Source organism: Mycobacterium sp. NGS24 (assembly GCF_059813065.1).
Genome location: NZ_JCALDW010000006.1, coordinates 36,169 through 50,920 on the forward strand (window position 1 = coordinate 36,169; position 14,752 = coordinate 50,920).

Sequence of the window (14,752 nt, forward strand, 5' to 3'; positions counted from 1 at the left end):
GGGGAAATTGACTGAACGGTAAGCGCCCGACGGCAGGCTCCAAACGTACGCGACCAAATTCCGCTGCGCGCCACAATCACGCCAGAAGACGCAACCAAATTCAGCACAAGCCAAATAACGAAACCGTGCCTTCCGAAGCGCAGCTGCGCCCGAAACCATGAGTGTCCCGGAGTTGTCGAGCGACTTACCACGTTCGGGCACGATCTCGCGCGCTGACTCCGACGAAAGAGCAGCTCGACGGTGTTGAGGAGCAATCTTCAGGCGTCGCGGCTCTTTAGCGCATGCCTACGCCGCGATCCAGCGCCATGTCCACTGGTTTGCAGCTTTGTGGGCCACGAATCACTGCCGGCTACATGACGAGGTGGCAGCTCGGCACCGAATCCCACACCAGTTCCCTCGACGTGAAGTACCAGCCGCCGCGCTCGTAGCTGAGTTTGTCCCGGAACGCACCGGTGGCCTGCAGCGTGGTTTCGCCGCCCGCGGTGTGGAAAAGGATTGCCACACAATGCTGTGTCGCGTGGACGCCGTCGACGTGTATCTCGTGGTCGACGGTGACCAGACGTCGCCCGTCGCCGCCGTCGAACGCGGCACGCAGATCGTCGAACGACTCTCCGTCGCGCACATAGGTGGCACCGGAATGCCGGAACGTGGTGATCCACGCGTCGCGGTCCCCGTCGGCGTGGGCCCGGTTGTGCCGCGCGGTCAGATCCAGAATCGCGCCGCGACCGGTCGCGGCCTGCAGCATCTGCTGTTCCTGGTAGGTCAACGGCATGTTGGTTCGCCTTTCCTGCGGTGTGTATTCATCGGCTCACTGTGTATCCGTGGCTTTCCCGGTCCCACGCCCCCGCCGTCAAGCCCCGGGCCCGCAACACGTCCTTGCGGACGCGGCCGATGACGTTCTTGGGAAGTTCATCGACGGTATCGATGTACCTGGGCACACAGAAGTACGGCATGCGCGCGGCGCAGAAATCCAGCAGCTCCACGTAATCCATTGCCGCACCCGGCCTTAACATGACAACTGACAGGATGTCGTCCTCCCCCAGCGCACTGGGCACTGCCACGGCGGCGGCTTCCTGCACAGCCGGATGACTGGCCAGCACGGCCTCCACTTCCACCGAGGAGACGTTCTCACCGCGGCGACGCAGCGAGTCCTTCACGCGGTCCACGTACGTCAGGTTGCCGCCGTCGTCGAACCTGCCCAGGTCACCGGTGCGGAACCACTCCGGATGGGGGTCCACGAGCAATGCGTCGTCGCCAGGCCGCACGTAGCCCTGACTCATCACTTCGGCATACCGGGGCCGGCAACTGATCTCCCCCACCGATCCGGTCGGACACTCGACGCCGTCGGCATCGACGATGCGGACCTCGAAGTTCGGATTCGCGCACCCGGATGTCCCCGGAACACCCTCGTAGGCAACGCCGTTGACCGCAATCGGAAATGCCTCAGTCATGCCGTACATGGTGACGACCGCGCAGCCGTACCGCTTCTCGATCGACCGGTACGACACGGCATCGATGGGCGCCGCCGAGATGAACCGCAACGGCAACTGCGCGTCGCGCGGATCGGCGGGCAGGTTCTGCAGCATGGACACCATCGCGCCCGCACCGACGAACCCGACGGCATCGTGGGAGCGCACGTCGTCCCACACCTCGCCCGGATGAAAAGCTTCGGCCAGTACCGTGGTGCCGCCGACCAGCATCGGTGCCAGCACCACCGGCGCCGCGCTCAGGTGAAACAGCGGCATCGCGGTCCACAGGGTCTCCCCCGCCGCGAACTCCCAGGCCGACACTGCGGTCGCCGCCACCGTGAACAGGTAATGCCAGGACGTGGCAACAGCTTTCGACGGCCCGGTGGTGCCGGAGGTGAAGAACAGCGCACCCAGGTCACCGGCAGCAACGGCCTCACCGGTTACCAAGACCTCGCGGTCCAATGCCCCGGTGAGCGAATCGTCAAGCACCACAACATCAGTGCTCAGTTGCGCGGCGATCTCGTCGAGGCGGGTCCGTCGCTCGGCGTCGGTGACGATCACCTTGGCCTGCGACAACTTCAGGTTGTGCAGCAGAAAGTCGCCCTTGTTGGCGGCGTTGACCGCGGCACTCACTGCGCCGATCCGGGCCGCACCGAGCCAGAAGTAGATCCATTCCGGGCACGTCGCAGTGAACAGTGCGACGCAATCGCCCTGTCCCACACCGAGATCAGCCAGTAGAGCCGCCGCGGCAAGAGAACGCCGGCGTAGCTGGGCGAACGTGATGTCCAGACCGGCCACCGACATCATCACCCGGTCCGGGAACTGCTCGGCCCGACGATCGAGCACGGCAGGCACCGTGAACTCGTCGACACCGAAATCACCCGGGCCCGGAGACACCGGCGGGATCAGGCCGGAGCGGCGGCCGGGTCCGGCTCGCCGTCGGCGGTGTACCCGAAGTCTTTGGGCGACGGCGCGGCACCGGGGTAGAAGCGGTGCGCCCAGCGACGCAGGGCCGCATAGTCATGCGCCTCCTCCGGCGCGAGGTTCGGCTTCTCCAGGTACTTCATGTTCTCCCAGGTGAAGAAGTCCTGCTTGATCACTTCCTGTTGCAGCGCAAGGAATTTGGCGGCGCGACCGGTGGGCTTGTCGCCGCTGTCGCCGGGCTCCCGCAGCGAGGCCTGGGTATAGAAGTAATCGGTGTAGTCCTCGTCGACCGGCGTCTGGCCGGTGACCTGACAGGTCTGCACCAGGTCACTGGGGAAGCGCACGATACCCAACCCGAGCGAGTAGTTGTCGTAGATGATCTTGGCGTCGACCGGCCCGTTCGGCGTCAGCCAGGTTTTAGCCCGGCCGCCGCCGAAGTGGGCCTTGACGGTGGCGTGCAGGTGATAACCGGACACCTCAAACGACGCGGTGTTGGCCGGGTTGGCCGCCTTGTGCACGTACTGGACGTGGTATGGGTCGGCCGCGTTCTCGATGATCATCTGCGCGTGCACCTTGACCCGGTTGACCATCCGGGTGTGGGGGTGCAGCGGGTAGTACTCGTCGGTCTCCAACTCCGGCAGCACCGGCGGCTGCCAATACGGCGCGCGGCCGTGGCGTTCGTGCCAGACCAGGATGAATCCGTACCACTCGGTCGTCGGGTAGGTGCGGATGCGGACGTTGTTCTTGCAACCGATCTTGCTGTACGGGATCAGGGCGTTGGTGCCGTCGCCGCGCCACTGCCAGCCGTGCCAGGGGCAGACGATGTGTTCGCCCTCGACCGTCCCGCCGACACCCATGTTGGCGCCGAGGTGCTGACAGTAGGCGTCCAGCACGTTCACCTTGCCGGACTTGGTGCGGAAGAGCACCAATTCCTCACCGAAGTAGTGCACCCGCTTGACTTCGCCGGCGGCCAGGTCAGAGGCGAACCCGACGATGAACCAACCCGTCGGAAAGCGATAGGTGGATAGCGCGATACCGGACGGCCCGAACTCCCGTTCCGAGGGATCTTCGGCCGCCGAGTCCGCGGCCAGGTCTGAAAATGTATCCGTCACGACTTCTCCGTTGCCCACGCTTCACCGCGGTTCGACGACCAATTTCTATTTTTACTATCTTAGACATTGAACGTCAACGCGGCCGCTCATCGGGGTTCAGTCGATGAGCTTCAACGCCGCCCGCGGGCACTGGTCCACCGCCGCGCGCACATCGATCTCGCGGTCGGCGGGCACCGGACCGTCGGCGATCTGCACCACGTCCTCATCGCCCAACTCGAAGATGTCGGCGGCGAGCGATTCACAGAACCCGTTGGCCTCGCACATGTCCGGATCAACGATTACGCGCATCAGATGTCCCCTTACTTTGCCGTGACGCCGACCGGTCGGGTCCCGATCACCCCGCTGGCGGCAAGGTGCGCGAGTTCCTCCTCGGTCAGCCCGCACTGATCGCGCAGTACTTCTTCATTGTGCTCGCCCAACGTCGGCGGTGGGCGACTCAGCCAGTTTTGTTGACCGGCCAGCAGCGCGAACGGCGGCGTGGGATAGAGGCCGGGTCCGGTTCGCGGATGTTCCAGCGCCTCGAAGAAGCCGCGCTCCCGCAACTGGACGTTCTCGGTCACCGAGGACGGCGAGACGACCGGTGCCACCGGAACACCCGCACCCGCCAGCCGTTCCGCCACGCTGTCCCGCGGCTGGCCGGCGAACCAGTCCCGCAACCTGTCATCGATCTCGTCGGCCCGCGCACGTCGGTCCGCCGCGGTGGACAGCTCGTCGGCTGACCAGGCGGGTGCGCCCAGCACGTCGACCAAACCCGCCCAGTGCCGGTCGTCGCACACACTGACCGCGATCCACTCGTCGTCCGGCCCCGCACACCGATACAGGTTCTGCAGCACACCGCCGTGCCCACGGTTGCCACGCCGGGTCAGGGTCTTGCCGAAAACTTCGTATTCGATCGGCTGAATTGCGGTGGTATTCAACACCGTTTCCACCATCGGCAGCTCGACCTGCTGTCCCGACCCGGTGCGTTCGGCGAAATGCAACGCTGCCAGCACCGCGAACGCGGCGTGCACACCGGCCAGTGGATCGCAGGCACCGCGCGGGGTCACCGGCGGGGTCTCCGGCAGACCGGTCACCCACGCCAGGCCGGCGATCTGCTCCATGGTGGGCGCGAATCCGACTCGGTCCCGCCACGGACCGTCCAGCCCGAAAGCCGGCATCCGGGCGACGACGAGTTCAGGGTTCATCTCCAGCATGACGTCGGCGGTGAGGCCGAAGTTCTCCATCACCCGCGGCGAGAAATTCTCGATCACCACATCAGCCTGGGCAACCAGCCGGGTGAACAGCCGCCGACCCTCCGCCGACCCCAAATCCAGTGTGACGGAACGCTTGTTGGTGTTCATCGCATGGAACACCCAGCCGTATTCCCACCAGTCGTCGACATCGGTACGCATGCCGCCCGAGTACCGGATGCCGTCGGGACGCTGGATCGACTCCACCTTGACGACGTCGGCGCCGAATGCGGCGAGCAGGTGGGTGGCGGCCGGGCCGGCCCAGAAGGCGGTGAGGTCGACGATGCGGACACCCTGCAGCGGCAGCCCGGCTTCGGGCGACACTGGTCCGGATTCCCTTTGTTGCCATGCCGATTGACCGTTCCCGTCCCCGAGTCCGGGCGACGTGCGCGGCGGTGCCGGAGCACAGCGCGACATCAGCCACGGTGGCCGCGGCTGGTGGAAACCGGCGGGATTCGCGACGAACACGCCCCGTTCGGTCATATAGTCCATGTCCCGGACGGTGGCGCCGTTGCCCAGCGGGGCGATCGGCAGCCGGAAGAGCTGGCCGAGTTCGACGATCTCGGCGACGGTGCGCTGCGCCATCCACGGCCCGATCGCTTCGTAGATCATGTCGCGGTACTCCCAGCGACCGATCTGGAAGCGCAGCTGCGGAATGTCTTCGAACTGCGGGCATTCGACCATTGCGGTGAAGTCGAGCCACTGTTGCCCGGTGACCATGGTGATGCCGACGTAGCCGTCCTGGGCGGCAAGGATGGAGGGCACCTCGAGGGTGCGCCGGATCGGCGGCACCCGAAGCAGTTGGGAATGCAGCCATTCGCTGCTCTGCATCGCCGTGATCGCTTCGAGCATGGACAGGTCCAGGTGCTCCCCCGGTCCGCCGTGCTCGACGCGGCGACGCACGGCCAGCACTCCGAATGCCGCATACACACCGCCCATGTACTCCCCGAGCTCACCCCCGATCGAGATGGGCGGACCGGCCGGATCGCCGCGGAAACCCGTGCACCCCGACCACGCCTGCAGGGTGAACTCGGTGGCAGCGCGATCGGCGAACGGGCCGCTCCAACCGAAATCGGAGATGGTGACGACGACCGCCTGCGGGGATCGTGCCAGCAGCCGCTGCGGGTCGATCCCCAGCGCGGCCGCCCGGGCGCGTCCGGTGGCCACCACGACGACGTCTGCGCCGGCGAGTTCGGCGCGGAAGCGCTCGGAATCGGCCGACACGGCCAGGCTGCTCTTGCCGGCATTGAGGTAACTGAACAACGGGCCGGCTGCGCCGTCCGGCACCGGCGAGCAAGTCGCGGAATAGCGCCGCAGCGGATCCCCTTGCGGCGGTTCGACTTTGCGAACCACCGCACCGACGTCCACCAGCAGCTTCCCGCAATAGCTGCCGGCCAGGCGGTCACTGATCTCGACGACTCGCAGATCGTCGAGCGGCGTCGGCCGGTTATCGGCCCCGTGACTCACGCGGCTATTTATACCATTACTGCTAAAATAGCTAAGCCAGACGAGTTCGCGGGGTCAGCAACCGTGTACTCTCTCCTGCTGCAGGTTGCGAGGAACCGGATGACCGCTCTGGGTATTGGGCCCGACGCCCGCCGCCGGCTGTCCGCGCCGCGGATCGCCGAGATCGTCGCCGACGAGTTGCGCCGCCAGATCATCGACGGTGAGCTCGCCGATGGCGACCTGCTGCCACGCCAGGAAGTGCTCGTCGATCAGTTCAAGGTCAGCCTGGTCTCGCTGCGCGAAGCGCTACGGATCCTGGAGACCGAGGGACTGGTCTCGGTGCGGCGCGGAAACCGGGGCGGCGCGGTCGTGCACGCACCGGCCAAGACCAGCGCCGCCTACATGTTGGGACTGTTGCTGCAGAGCGAGAACGTCGTCGTCAGCGATCTGGGCGCCGCGTTGCAGGAACTCGAGCCCGCCTGTGCGGCGCTGGCGGCCCAGCGGCCCGACCGGGCCGACACCCTGGTGCCCGAACTCAAGCAGGTCAACGACGAGATGGCGGAAAATCTGGAAGACGGGCGGCTCTTCACCGAGATCGGCCGCAAATTTCACAACCTCATCGTGCGGGGTTGCGGCAACCACACCATCATCGCGGTGGTGGGCAGCCTGGAGACGCTGTGGTCCAGCCACGAACAGCAATGGGCCGACGAAAGTTCGGCCAGCGGCACCTACCCGTCGCCGACCAGGCGCCGGGCCGCGCTGAACACCCATATCAAGCTGACCGAGACGATCGCCGAGGGCGACGTGGACCGGGCACGCCGTATCGCCGGTCGGCACCTCGCCGACACCCAGACCTACGTCTTGTCCGGCCGCGCCGAACAGCGGATCTATGCGTTGTCGCCGCAAGCGTTGTCCCGGCCGCGGGACCTCCGGCGCCCTTGACCACTCGACGAACCGCTCTGGTCACCGGCGGTAGCGGTGGCATTGGAAAAGCGTGCGCCGCCAAGCTTTGTCAGCTCGACTATGACGTCGTGGTGCTGGCGCGGCGCGAAGGCCCGTTGCGCGCGGCGGCCGCCGAGGTCGGTGCCCGCGCCATCGTCGCCGATGCGGCTGACCCGGATGAGTTCGCCGCCGCGCTGAGCCCACTCGAACGCATCGACCTCGTCGTCCATGCGGCCGGCGCGCTGGGTGGAACGTACGCGCGCAAGCAGACTTTCGAGCAGTGGCGCACCATCATCTCGGCCAATCTCGACTCGTGCTTCGTGCTGACCTCCGCGGTACTGCCGCGGATGCGGCCCGGGTCGCGGCTGATCTTCATTTCGTCCTCGGCCTCGCACGAACCGATGATGGGCCGCACCGCATATTCCGCGTCCAAGGCCGGCATGAACGCGTTCGCGCGGGCCTTGGCGCTGGAGGTCGACCGCGACGGTATCGCGGTGCACCTGGTGACGCCGGGTCCGGTGGAAACCGAGATGCTGCAAGATGTTCCGTTCGAGATGTACGCGATCCAGGTGTCCGACATCGCCGAGACGGTCGCCTGGCTGGACACCGTCGACCCCTCGGTGGACCTGCCGGAAATCCGGCTCAGCGCCGTGCAGCGCGGGCCGTACGCCCGGGCCCCGGTGGTGCCTACCGAAGCCCGCCGGCGAGCGCAGGCCCAGAGAACTTCCTGATCACCGATTCACCGAACTCAGCCAGTGACTGCGGGGCGGCGAAATCGGCGAACCACACGTAGAAGCGTTCGACCCGTTGCGCGGCCAGCGCGGCGAAGTGGGCGGTCAGCTCGTCGGCGTCGCCGCACACCAACCCGGGGCCGAGGTGGCCGAAGCGTCGGGTGCTGACCTCGCGGACCTGCTCGGGATCGCTGCCCGAGCGGACGAAGCCCACCATCTGCTGGACCGATATCCGTGCCGAGCCGGTGGCGTCGGACAGCCGGGCCAGCCGGTCGAGGTGATTTGCCTGCAGGTTCCACCAATCCGCGTGTTCAGCAACGAGTTTCATCATCCGCGGGCCGCTGCCACCCAGGACCAGCGGTATCGGGTACGTGGGCCGGGGATGCTGGTCCCGGGCCCAGTACTGCTTGATCAGTCCCAGGTGTCGCCCGAGCTGCTCTACCCGGGCAACCGGATCCTGCTGACCGACATCGAATTTGGTGAACTCCGCAGGCCAGGATCCGGACCCGAGGCCCAGTTCGAATCGGCCCTCCGACGCCTCGGACAGGGTGACGGCCTGTTTGGCGAGCACCGCCGGATGCCGGAAAGCGTCACACAGCACCAGATGACCGACCCGCAACCGTTGCGTCTTCGCGGCGACCCAGCCGGCGACGCCCATTGCCTCCCAGATGTTTTCACCCGGCTGCCCGGGCGCCTCGAGATGATCGATGAAAGCGATCCCATCGAACCCGCCGGCCTCGGCATGCTTCGCCCGGTCCACGATGTCGGCCACCGGTAGCCGAACCTGCGGCAGAAACAGGTACCACTCGACCATCCGACCACCTCACCATGTCCGTTTGCGCGTGGGTCGCTAGTTTACTATTTTTATTATGTTAGGGGTCTTATGGATGTTGGTCTGACGTCGGAGCAGTTGTCGCTGCGCGACACCGTGCGCGCCATCCTGCGCACCGAGTGCCCGCCCGATGCCGCCCGACAGGCCCTCGATGACCCCGAACGGTGGCGTGTCCTGTGGAAGACGGTCGTCGACCTCGGCTGGACCGAACTGGCAGCGCGTGACTCCGACGGTGAATTCGGTCCGGTCGAGCTCGCGGTGGTCCTCGAGGAGTGCGGCGCGGCGCTCGCGCCCGTGCCGCTGCTGTGCGGGGTCGGGCTGGCCGCAGGGGTTTTGCGTGCCGCGGGTCCCGCAGTCGACGAGATGCTGGCGCAGATCACCTCCGGGGTAGTCGCGACCCTGGCCGTGCACTCCCCTGGTGTGCGGCTACCGGGCGCACCGATGACATTTCAAGACGGCCGCGTGCACGGACGGGCGGTCGCGATACCGCACGGTTCCCGCGCGGAGTTGATCGTCACACTGGCGATCTCCGACGACGGGCCGGTCGCTGCCGTGGTGCGCGCCGGTGAGGGGGTGACCATCCGGGCCGGTGAGTCCACCGATCCCGCCCAACCCGTCGCCGACGCCGATATCGACGCGGCACCGGCGGCCGTCGCACCCGTCGACAGCATCGAATCCGCCCTGGCCGCACCGTTGGTCGCGGTCGCCGCCGACCTGATCGGGGTAGCGGGCGCAGCCCTGCAGCGGTCCATCGAGCACGCCAGGACGCGGCGGCAGTTCGGCACCCCGATCGGCGCGTTCCAGGGCATCAAGCACGCGCTCGCCGACAACTACGTCAGCCTCGAGCGCGCCCGCAGCCTCACCTACGCCGCCGCCGGGTCGTGCTCCTGGACCGCGGCGGCCATGGCCAAAGCGGCGGCCGCGGATGCCGCCGCCCAGTGCGCGCGCACAGCGGTCCAGGTGCACGGCGCGCTGGGTCAGACCTGGGAACACGACGCCCACTTGTTCGTCCGGCACGCCTGGCAGAACGCGTCGCTGCTGGGTGACAGCCGCGCGCTGTACACCGAGGTGGGCCGGCGTCTGGCCGGAGGCGCGCCATGACGGTGGTCGACGAATTCGGTGCGTGGCTGACCGATTTTCTGCCCGGCGACTATTACGACCGCTATCGGGAGTACCGCTGGGACATAGCGCTGCGGCGCGACTATCAACGGGCCGCCTTCGAGGCCGGCTGGATACAACCCACCTGGCCGCGCGAGCACGGCGGGCGCTCACTGAGCCTGCGCGACGCCATGGAGATCCGCATCGAGGCGGCACTGCGCAGTGCGCCCAAGCTACCCAACATCGCCGGGCCCAACGTTGCGGCGGCGGGCATCCGCCAGTTCGGCACGCCCGAACAGATCGAGCGCCTGCTGGTTCCCGCGTTGCGCGGCGACGAATGGTGGGCCCTGGGCATGTCCGAACCGGAGGCCGGGTCCGATTTCGCCGGTTTGCGCACCCGTGCCGTGCGCGAGGGCGAGGTGTTCCGGGTCAACGGCCACAAGATCTGGACCACCCAGGCCCACCTGTCGCGGTGGTGCACCCTGTATGCCCGCACCGACCCGGACGCGCCGAAGCACCGCGGCATCTCCTGCCTGATCCTCGACCTGGAGTCACCGGGGGTGCGGATCGAGACCATCCGGATGGCCTCGATCTCCGACGAGACGTTCTGCGAGGTCTTCCTCGACGACGTCGAGGTGCCGGCAGCCAACCTGCTGGGTCCGTGCAACGGCGGCTGGAATGTCGCGCTGGCGTCGTTACACCATGAGCGGCAGATGATCTGGATCATGAACTGGGTCGAGATCAAACGCGGGCTGGCCTCCATTGGCGACAACCCGGACGTCCACACCGAACTGGGCAGGTTGCACGCCGACGCCGAGGCGCTGCGGGCCACCGGCTACCGCGCCCTGGCCAACGAACTCGCCGGGCGGCCCAGCCCGGAGGCCGACACCATGAAACTCCTCGGATCGCTGACGCTGCAACGGGTCTGGGAGTTGAGCGCAGCCGCGGCCGGCCCGGCTTCGAGCTCGGACCCGGACCTGCTGTTCGAACGCCAGGATGCGCTGGCCGCCACCATCTACGGTGGGACCTCCGAGGTCCAACGCAACATCATCGCCGAGCGGGTGCTCGGGCTGCCGAAGGGATGACCACGATGGACTACGATCTCGGTGACGACGCCGGTGAGCTGCGAAACCGGTTGCGCCAGTTGATAGCCGACCACATTCCGGAAGATTTTCTCGGCGCCTGCACCGACGATCCGGACGACCTGGCGACCACCGAGTCGTTCTGCAAGCTGTTGGCGTCCGAAGGGTTGCTGGCGCTGGCGTGGCCGAAAGAACATGGCGGCGGTGGCGGTTCGATCTGGCAGCAGACCGTGCTGCGTGAAGAGATGTGGGCCAACTACGAGCCGCGTGGACCGCAGTACATGGGCATCAACTGGGTCGGTCCGGCGATCATGCGGCACGGGACGGCCGAGCAGAAGGCAAAACACCTGTCCGGCATCGCATCCGGTGAGGTGATCTGGTGTCAGGGATTCTCCGAGCCGGAAGCCGGGACCGACCTCGCCTCACTGCGCACCCGCGCCGTGCCGGACGGCACCGGTTGGCGCATCGACGGGCAGAAGGTGTGGACCTCCTACGCCCGGATGGCGTCGTGGTGCGTGCTGGCGGCCTGCACCCACCCGGATGCGCCGAAACCCAAGCGCCTCAGCCTGTTTCTGATTCCGATGGACCGCGAAGGGTTCACCGTGCGTGGCATCCCGTCGATGCTCGGGCCGCATCACCTCAACGAGGTGTTCCTGGACGGGGTGCCGGCATCCGACGACGACATCCTGGGTGAGCCCGGTGACGGCTGGCGGGTGATGCGCGAGGCGCTGGCGTTCGAACGCGTCGGCATCGCGCGCTACGCCCGCTGCGAGGCCCTGCTGGACCGCATGCAGACCGCGCTAGGCGATGACTGGGACCGGTTACCGGAATCGATCCGCAGCCGATGGGTGCGGGCGCTCGTCGATCTGCGGGTGGCCAGGCTGATGGCTTACCGCGCGGTGTCGCTGCAGGACGATCCGCAGGCCGGCGCCGCGGCCAGCGCCGCCCGCATCGCCACCACCACCTGCGATCAACTGGTCGCCGAGCTGCTCTTCGATGTGCTGGGACCCACGGCGCTGGACAGCGGCGCCACCGCCGCACTGCACGGCGCGGTCGACGACCATTGGCGCTATGCGCAGGCCGCCACCGTCGCCTCGGGCACCATCGAAGTCCAGCGCATGATGGTGGCCCGCGACGTGTTGGGAGAGCGCCGGTGAATACCGAACTGCCGCAGGATATCGCCGATTTCGCAGCGGTCGCCGCCAAGCGGCTGACCCGGTTGGGGGGGCCGCAGGCGGCACTGCGCGCCGAAGCCGACGACACCGTCCGCCATGCGGCGCGCGACGCTCTGGCCGAACTCGGTGCATTCGACCTCGACGTGCGGTCGGGGACCGACGACCTGCTGGCTGCCGCGGTGTTGTGCCAGGTCGCCGGGGCGGTGGCATTGCCTTACCCGCTCGTCGAGGAACTGCTGGCGATCGACGGCGCCCGGCTGGCGCTGGTCGACCCCGCGGCTGCGCGCATCGACCACGGCGATCTGGCGGGCACCTGGATCGCCGCCGATCTGGACGGCAACAGCTACCACGCCCGGCCGGGAACCCGCGCGGGTGCCAAGCTCGGCCCCTTCCTGGTGCCGGCAACCTTGAGCGCGTGCGAGGGACCCGGCGAAACCGTGCCGGCCGCCGACGTTAACCTTCATCTCGTGCTGGGATCATGGCGGATTCTGGGGGCGGTGCAGCGGGCGCTGGACATCGTCACCGAGCATGTGCAGGCCCGGGTGCAGTTCGGTAAGCCGTTGGCGGACTTCCAGTCGGTCCGATTCGCCGTCGCGGATGCATCGGTCGGGGTGCGCGGACTGCACGAGCTGACCAAGTACACCATCTGCCGACCGGAATCGGTTGCCATACGGACTCTTTCGGCGGACGCTCTGGTACTGCGGCTCAAGGCCGCCGAAACCGCACGGCAGGTGTTGCGCGCTGCGCACCAACTGCTCGGGGCGCTGGGATTCTGTGACGAATCCGACGTCAGCGTGCTCGACCGGCATACCCAACCGCTGATCCGGTTGCCCGCGGGGCCGGAGGCGCTGAGCCTGCGACTGATCGCCGATGTGCGCGAGGGACACTTCGAAACGCTGTTCAGCGAGCGGGCCTCGGCATGACCACCCAGCCCGCACCGTCGGATGCGCCCGTCAACCCGTTCGCCGACGGCGTCCCCTTCAGCACCAAGCTCCAGGAATTGGGCGAGCAGCAGCACGATGACCCGGCGGTGACGGTGGTCGCGCTGGACGGCAGCGTGGAAACGCTGACCTTCGGCGAACTCGACGCCCGCGCCAACCAGTGGGGACGTGCACTGGCCGCCCGCGGTGCCGGGACCGGTTCCTTTGTCGCCATTGCCATTCCGAACTCGGTGCACCTGGTGCTCGCCACGCTGGGCTGCTGGAAGATCGGCGCCGTTCCGATCCCGATGCATTGGGATCTGCCCGAATGGGAACGTAACCGGGTGCGCGAAGTGATCGACCCGGTTGTCGTGGTCGACGACACCAGCCGGTGGGAACTCGACGCAGTGGCCGCGGCCGAATCCCAAAGCCCGCTGCCCACAGCCGTTTCCCCCACCGCGAACGGGATCTGCAGCAGCGGGTCCACCGGAGTGCCGAAGGTCATCCTCAACCTGGCGCCGTCGCTGTGGATTCCGCAGCAGGGTGAGCCGTTCCTGTCGAACTGGACACCGGTGGCCAAGCCACAGCGGATCATGGTTCCGGCTCCCATGTATCACACCAACGGATTCGCGACCTTTCTGATGCTGCTGGGCGGCGACCGCCTGGTGATCCTCGAAAAGTTCGACGCGCCACTGTTTGTGGACACCATCGAGCGTTACCGGATCACCAATTTCACCGCCACCCCGACCATGCTGGCGCGGGTGGCAGCGCTGCCCGACATCCGGCAGCGCGACCTGTCCAGCGTCGTGTTCATCCTGCAAGGCGCCGCGGTCATGCCGCCGGCACTGTTGCGCACCTGGTTCGAATTGCTGAGCCCCGAGCAGATCATCACCGCCTACGGCATGACTGAGAATCTTGGACTCACGGCGCTACGCGGCGACGAGTGGCTGACGCACCCGGGCAGCGTGGGACGTGGTTTCCGCGACACCGAAATCCGGATTCTCGGCGCCGACAAGAAGCCGCTGGGACCGGGCGAGGAAGGCGACATCTACCTGCGGGCGGCGATGAGCGCGGGATACCGCTACCTGGGCGGCGCACCACCGCTGCCGTCCACCGACGACGGCTTCCGCTCCGCCGGCGACATCGGCCATCTCGACGAGGACGGTTTCCTGTACATCACCGACCGGCGCGCCGACATGATCGTCAGCGGTGGGGCCAACGTCTTCCCGGCGGAAGTGGAATCCGCCCTCTCCGGGCACCCCGACATCGCCGACGTCGTCGTCATCGGTCTGTCCGACGCGCAGTGGGGCCGCCGGGTGCACGCCGTCGTACAGGTATCGGCCCATACCGGCGAGCCGCTGACCGAGCAGCAGGTGATCGATTACGCCAAGAGCCGTCTGGCCCCCTACAAGGTCCCCAAGACCGTCGAGTTCGTCGACGAGATGCCCCGCACCGCGGCGACGAAGGTGAATCGCTCGGCGCTGATCGCGGCGCGCGAGGGCGGTGACGCCGGTGTTCCGGTGAACCACACTGCCACTGACAGCGGCTAGGTGAAGGCCCGAGTGTCCAGGTAGAGCGGAAAGAACGTCTCCCACATGACCAGGCAGGCCAGGAACCACGCGATCGGCGTGTTCAGTTGGAGCGAGCCGTATGACGAGATGATCGGACGGCCGCGTCCGGCATGGGCTCTGGCGTCCACGAACACCCACGCCGCCATGGCGACGATGATCACGAGCAACTCGACGAGTGTTACGACCACGGCTTTCACGGCACCCCCTGCTCATTCCGCGGC

13 protein-coding genes and 2 pseudogenes are annotated in these 14,752 nt (G+C 67.2%); 8 read left to right on the forward strand and 7 right to left on the reverse strand.

What is annotated here, in order from left to right; genetic code table 11:
• Positions 1-349: 349 nt before the first annotated feature.
• The 5 genes from AC5Y6Y_RS10475 to AC5Y6Y_RS10495 all read right to left on the reverse strand — a co-directional run bounded on the left by AC5Y6Y_RS10475 (position 350) and on the right by AC5Y6Y_RS10495 (position 6,213).
• Positions 350-772, reverse strand: a complete 423-nt coding sequence (locus tag AC5Y6Y_RS10475; protein ID WP_499929947.1) for a nuclear transport factor 2 family protein — start codon at positions 770-772, stop codon at positions 350-352.
• A 28-nt stretch (positions 773-800) separates the two neighbouring features.
• On the reverse strand, positions 801-2,366 hold the full coding sequence (locus tag AC5Y6Y_RS10480) for an AMP-binding protein (RefSeq protein ID WP_499929949.1): 1,566 nt from the start codon (positions 2,364-2,366) through the stop codon (positions 801-803).
• Positions 2,367-2,374: 8 nt separating this feature from the next.
• Positions 2,375-3,505 carry an aromatic ring-hydroxylating oxygenase subunit alpha gene (locus AC5Y6Y_RS10485; protein ID WP_463826479.1) on the reverse strand — a complete coding sequence of 377 codons (1,131 nt, stop codon included), beginning with the start codon at positions 3,503-3,505 and terminating at the stop codon, positions 2,375-2,377.
• Positions 3,506-3,601: 96 nt separating this feature from the next.
• A complete protein-coding gene (locus tag AC5Y6Y_RS10490; protein WP_463826480.1) occupies positions 3,602-3,793 on the reverse strand; it encodes a ferredoxin in 192 nt (63 codons plus the stop codon).
• 11 nt (positions 3,794-3,804) lie between these two features.
• A complete protein-coding gene (locus tag AC5Y6Y_RS10495) occupies positions 3,805-6,213 on the reverse strand; it encodes a CaiB/BaiF CoA-transferase family protein (protein ID WP_499930079.1) in 2,409 nt (802 codons plus the stop codon).
• 87 nt (positions 6,214-6,300) lie between these two features.
• On the opposite strand from AC5Y6Y_RS10495, the gene AC5Y6Y_RS10500 reads away from it, so the two are divergent.
• Together AC5Y6Y_RS10500 and AC5Y6Y_RS10505 are read left to right on the forward strand one after the other, a co-directional pair.
• Positions 6,301-7,122 carry a FadR/GntR family transcriptional regulator gene (locus tag AC5Y6Y_RS10500; RefSeq protein WP_463826481.1) on the forward strand — a complete coding sequence of 274 codons (822 nt, stop codon included), beginning with the start codon at positions 6,301-6,303 and terminating at the stop codon, positions 7,120-7,122.
• Entirely contained in the window at positions 7,119-7,853 is a 735-nt protein-coding gene (locus tag AC5Y6Y_RS10505; RefSeq protein ID WP_499929951.1) for an SDR family oxidoreductase, read from the forward strand. Before AC5Y6Y_RS10500 ends, AC5Y6Y_RS10505 begins: the two co-directional genes overlap by 4 nt.
• Here the strand turns inward: AC5Y6Y_RS10505 and AC5Y6Y_RS10510 are convergent.
• Positions 7,810-8,667, reverse strand: a complete 858-nt coding sequence (locus tag AC5Y6Y_RS10510; RefSeq protein WP_499929953.1) for an LLM class flavin-dependent oxidoreductase — start codon at positions 8,665-8,667, stop codon at positions 7,810-7,812. The genes AC5Y6Y_RS10505 and AC5Y6Y_RS10510 overlap by 44 nt on opposite strands.
• A gap of 69 nt (positions 8,668-8,736) precedes the next feature.
• On the opposite strand from AC5Y6Y_RS10510, the gene AC5Y6Y_RS10515 reads away from it, so the two are divergent.
• The 6 genes and pseudogenes from AC5Y6Y_RS10515 to AC5Y6Y_RS10540 all read left to right on the forward strand — a co-directional run bounded on the left by AC5Y6Y_RS10515 (position 8,737) and on the right by AC5Y6Y_RS10540 (position 14,510).
• Positions 8,737-9,786 carry an acyl-CoA dehydrogenase family protein gene (locus AC5Y6Y_RS10515; RefSeq protein ID WP_463826484.1) on the forward strand — a complete coding sequence of 350 codons (1,050 nt, stop codon included), beginning with the start codon at positions 8,737-8,739 and terminating at the stop codon, positions 9,784-9,786.
• Positions 9,783-10,403 (forward strand): annotated as a pseudogene (locus AC5Y6Y_RS10520) (acyl-CoA dehydrogenase family protein); the annotation flags it as partial. The gene AC5Y6Y_RS10515 and the pseudogene AC5Y6Y_RS10520, both read left to right, overlap by 4 nt.
• Before the next feature lie 57 nt (positions 10,404-10,460).
• A pseudogene (locus AC5Y6Y_RS10525) lies at positions 10,461-10,868 on the forward strand (acyl-CoA dehydrogenase family protein); the annotation flags it as partial.
• On the forward strand, positions 10,865-12,022 hold the full coding sequence (locus tag AC5Y6Y_RS10530) for an acyl-CoA dehydrogenase family protein (RefSeq protein ID WP_463826486.1): 1,158 nt from the start codon (positions 10,865-10,867) through the stop codon (positions 12,020-12,022). The pseudogene AC5Y6Y_RS10525 and the gene AC5Y6Y_RS10530, both read left to right, overlap by 4 nt.
• Positions 12,019-12,963 (forward strand): acyl-CoA dehydrogenase family protein, encoded by a 945-nt coding sequence (locus AC5Y6Y_RS10535; protein ID WP_499929955.1) that lies wholly within the window; start codon positions 12,019-12,021, stop codon positions 12,961-12,963. The genes AC5Y6Y_RS10530 and AC5Y6Y_RS10535 overlap by 4 nt, the downstream gene beginning before the upstream one ends.
• Positions 12,960-14,510: a class I adenylate-forming enzyme family protein gene (locus tag AC5Y6Y_RS10540; protein ID WP_499929957.1), complete on the forward strand. Its 1,551-nt coding sequence runs from the start codon at positions 12,960-12,962 to the stop codon at positions 14,508-14,510. The genes AC5Y6Y_RS10535 and AC5Y6Y_RS10540 overlap by 4 nt, the downstream gene beginning before the upstream one ends.
• On the opposite strand, the gene AC5Y6Y_RS10545 is transcribed toward AC5Y6Y_RS10540, so the two are convergent.
• Entirely contained in the window at positions 14,507-14,719 is a 213-nt protein-coding gene (locus tag AC5Y6Y_RS10545; protein ID WP_473139689.1) for a hypothetical protein, read from the reverse strand. The two genes, AC5Y6Y_RS10540 and AC5Y6Y_RS10545, sit on opposite strands and share 4 nt — an antisense overlap.
• Positions 14,720-14,752 lie beyond the last annotated feature (33 nt).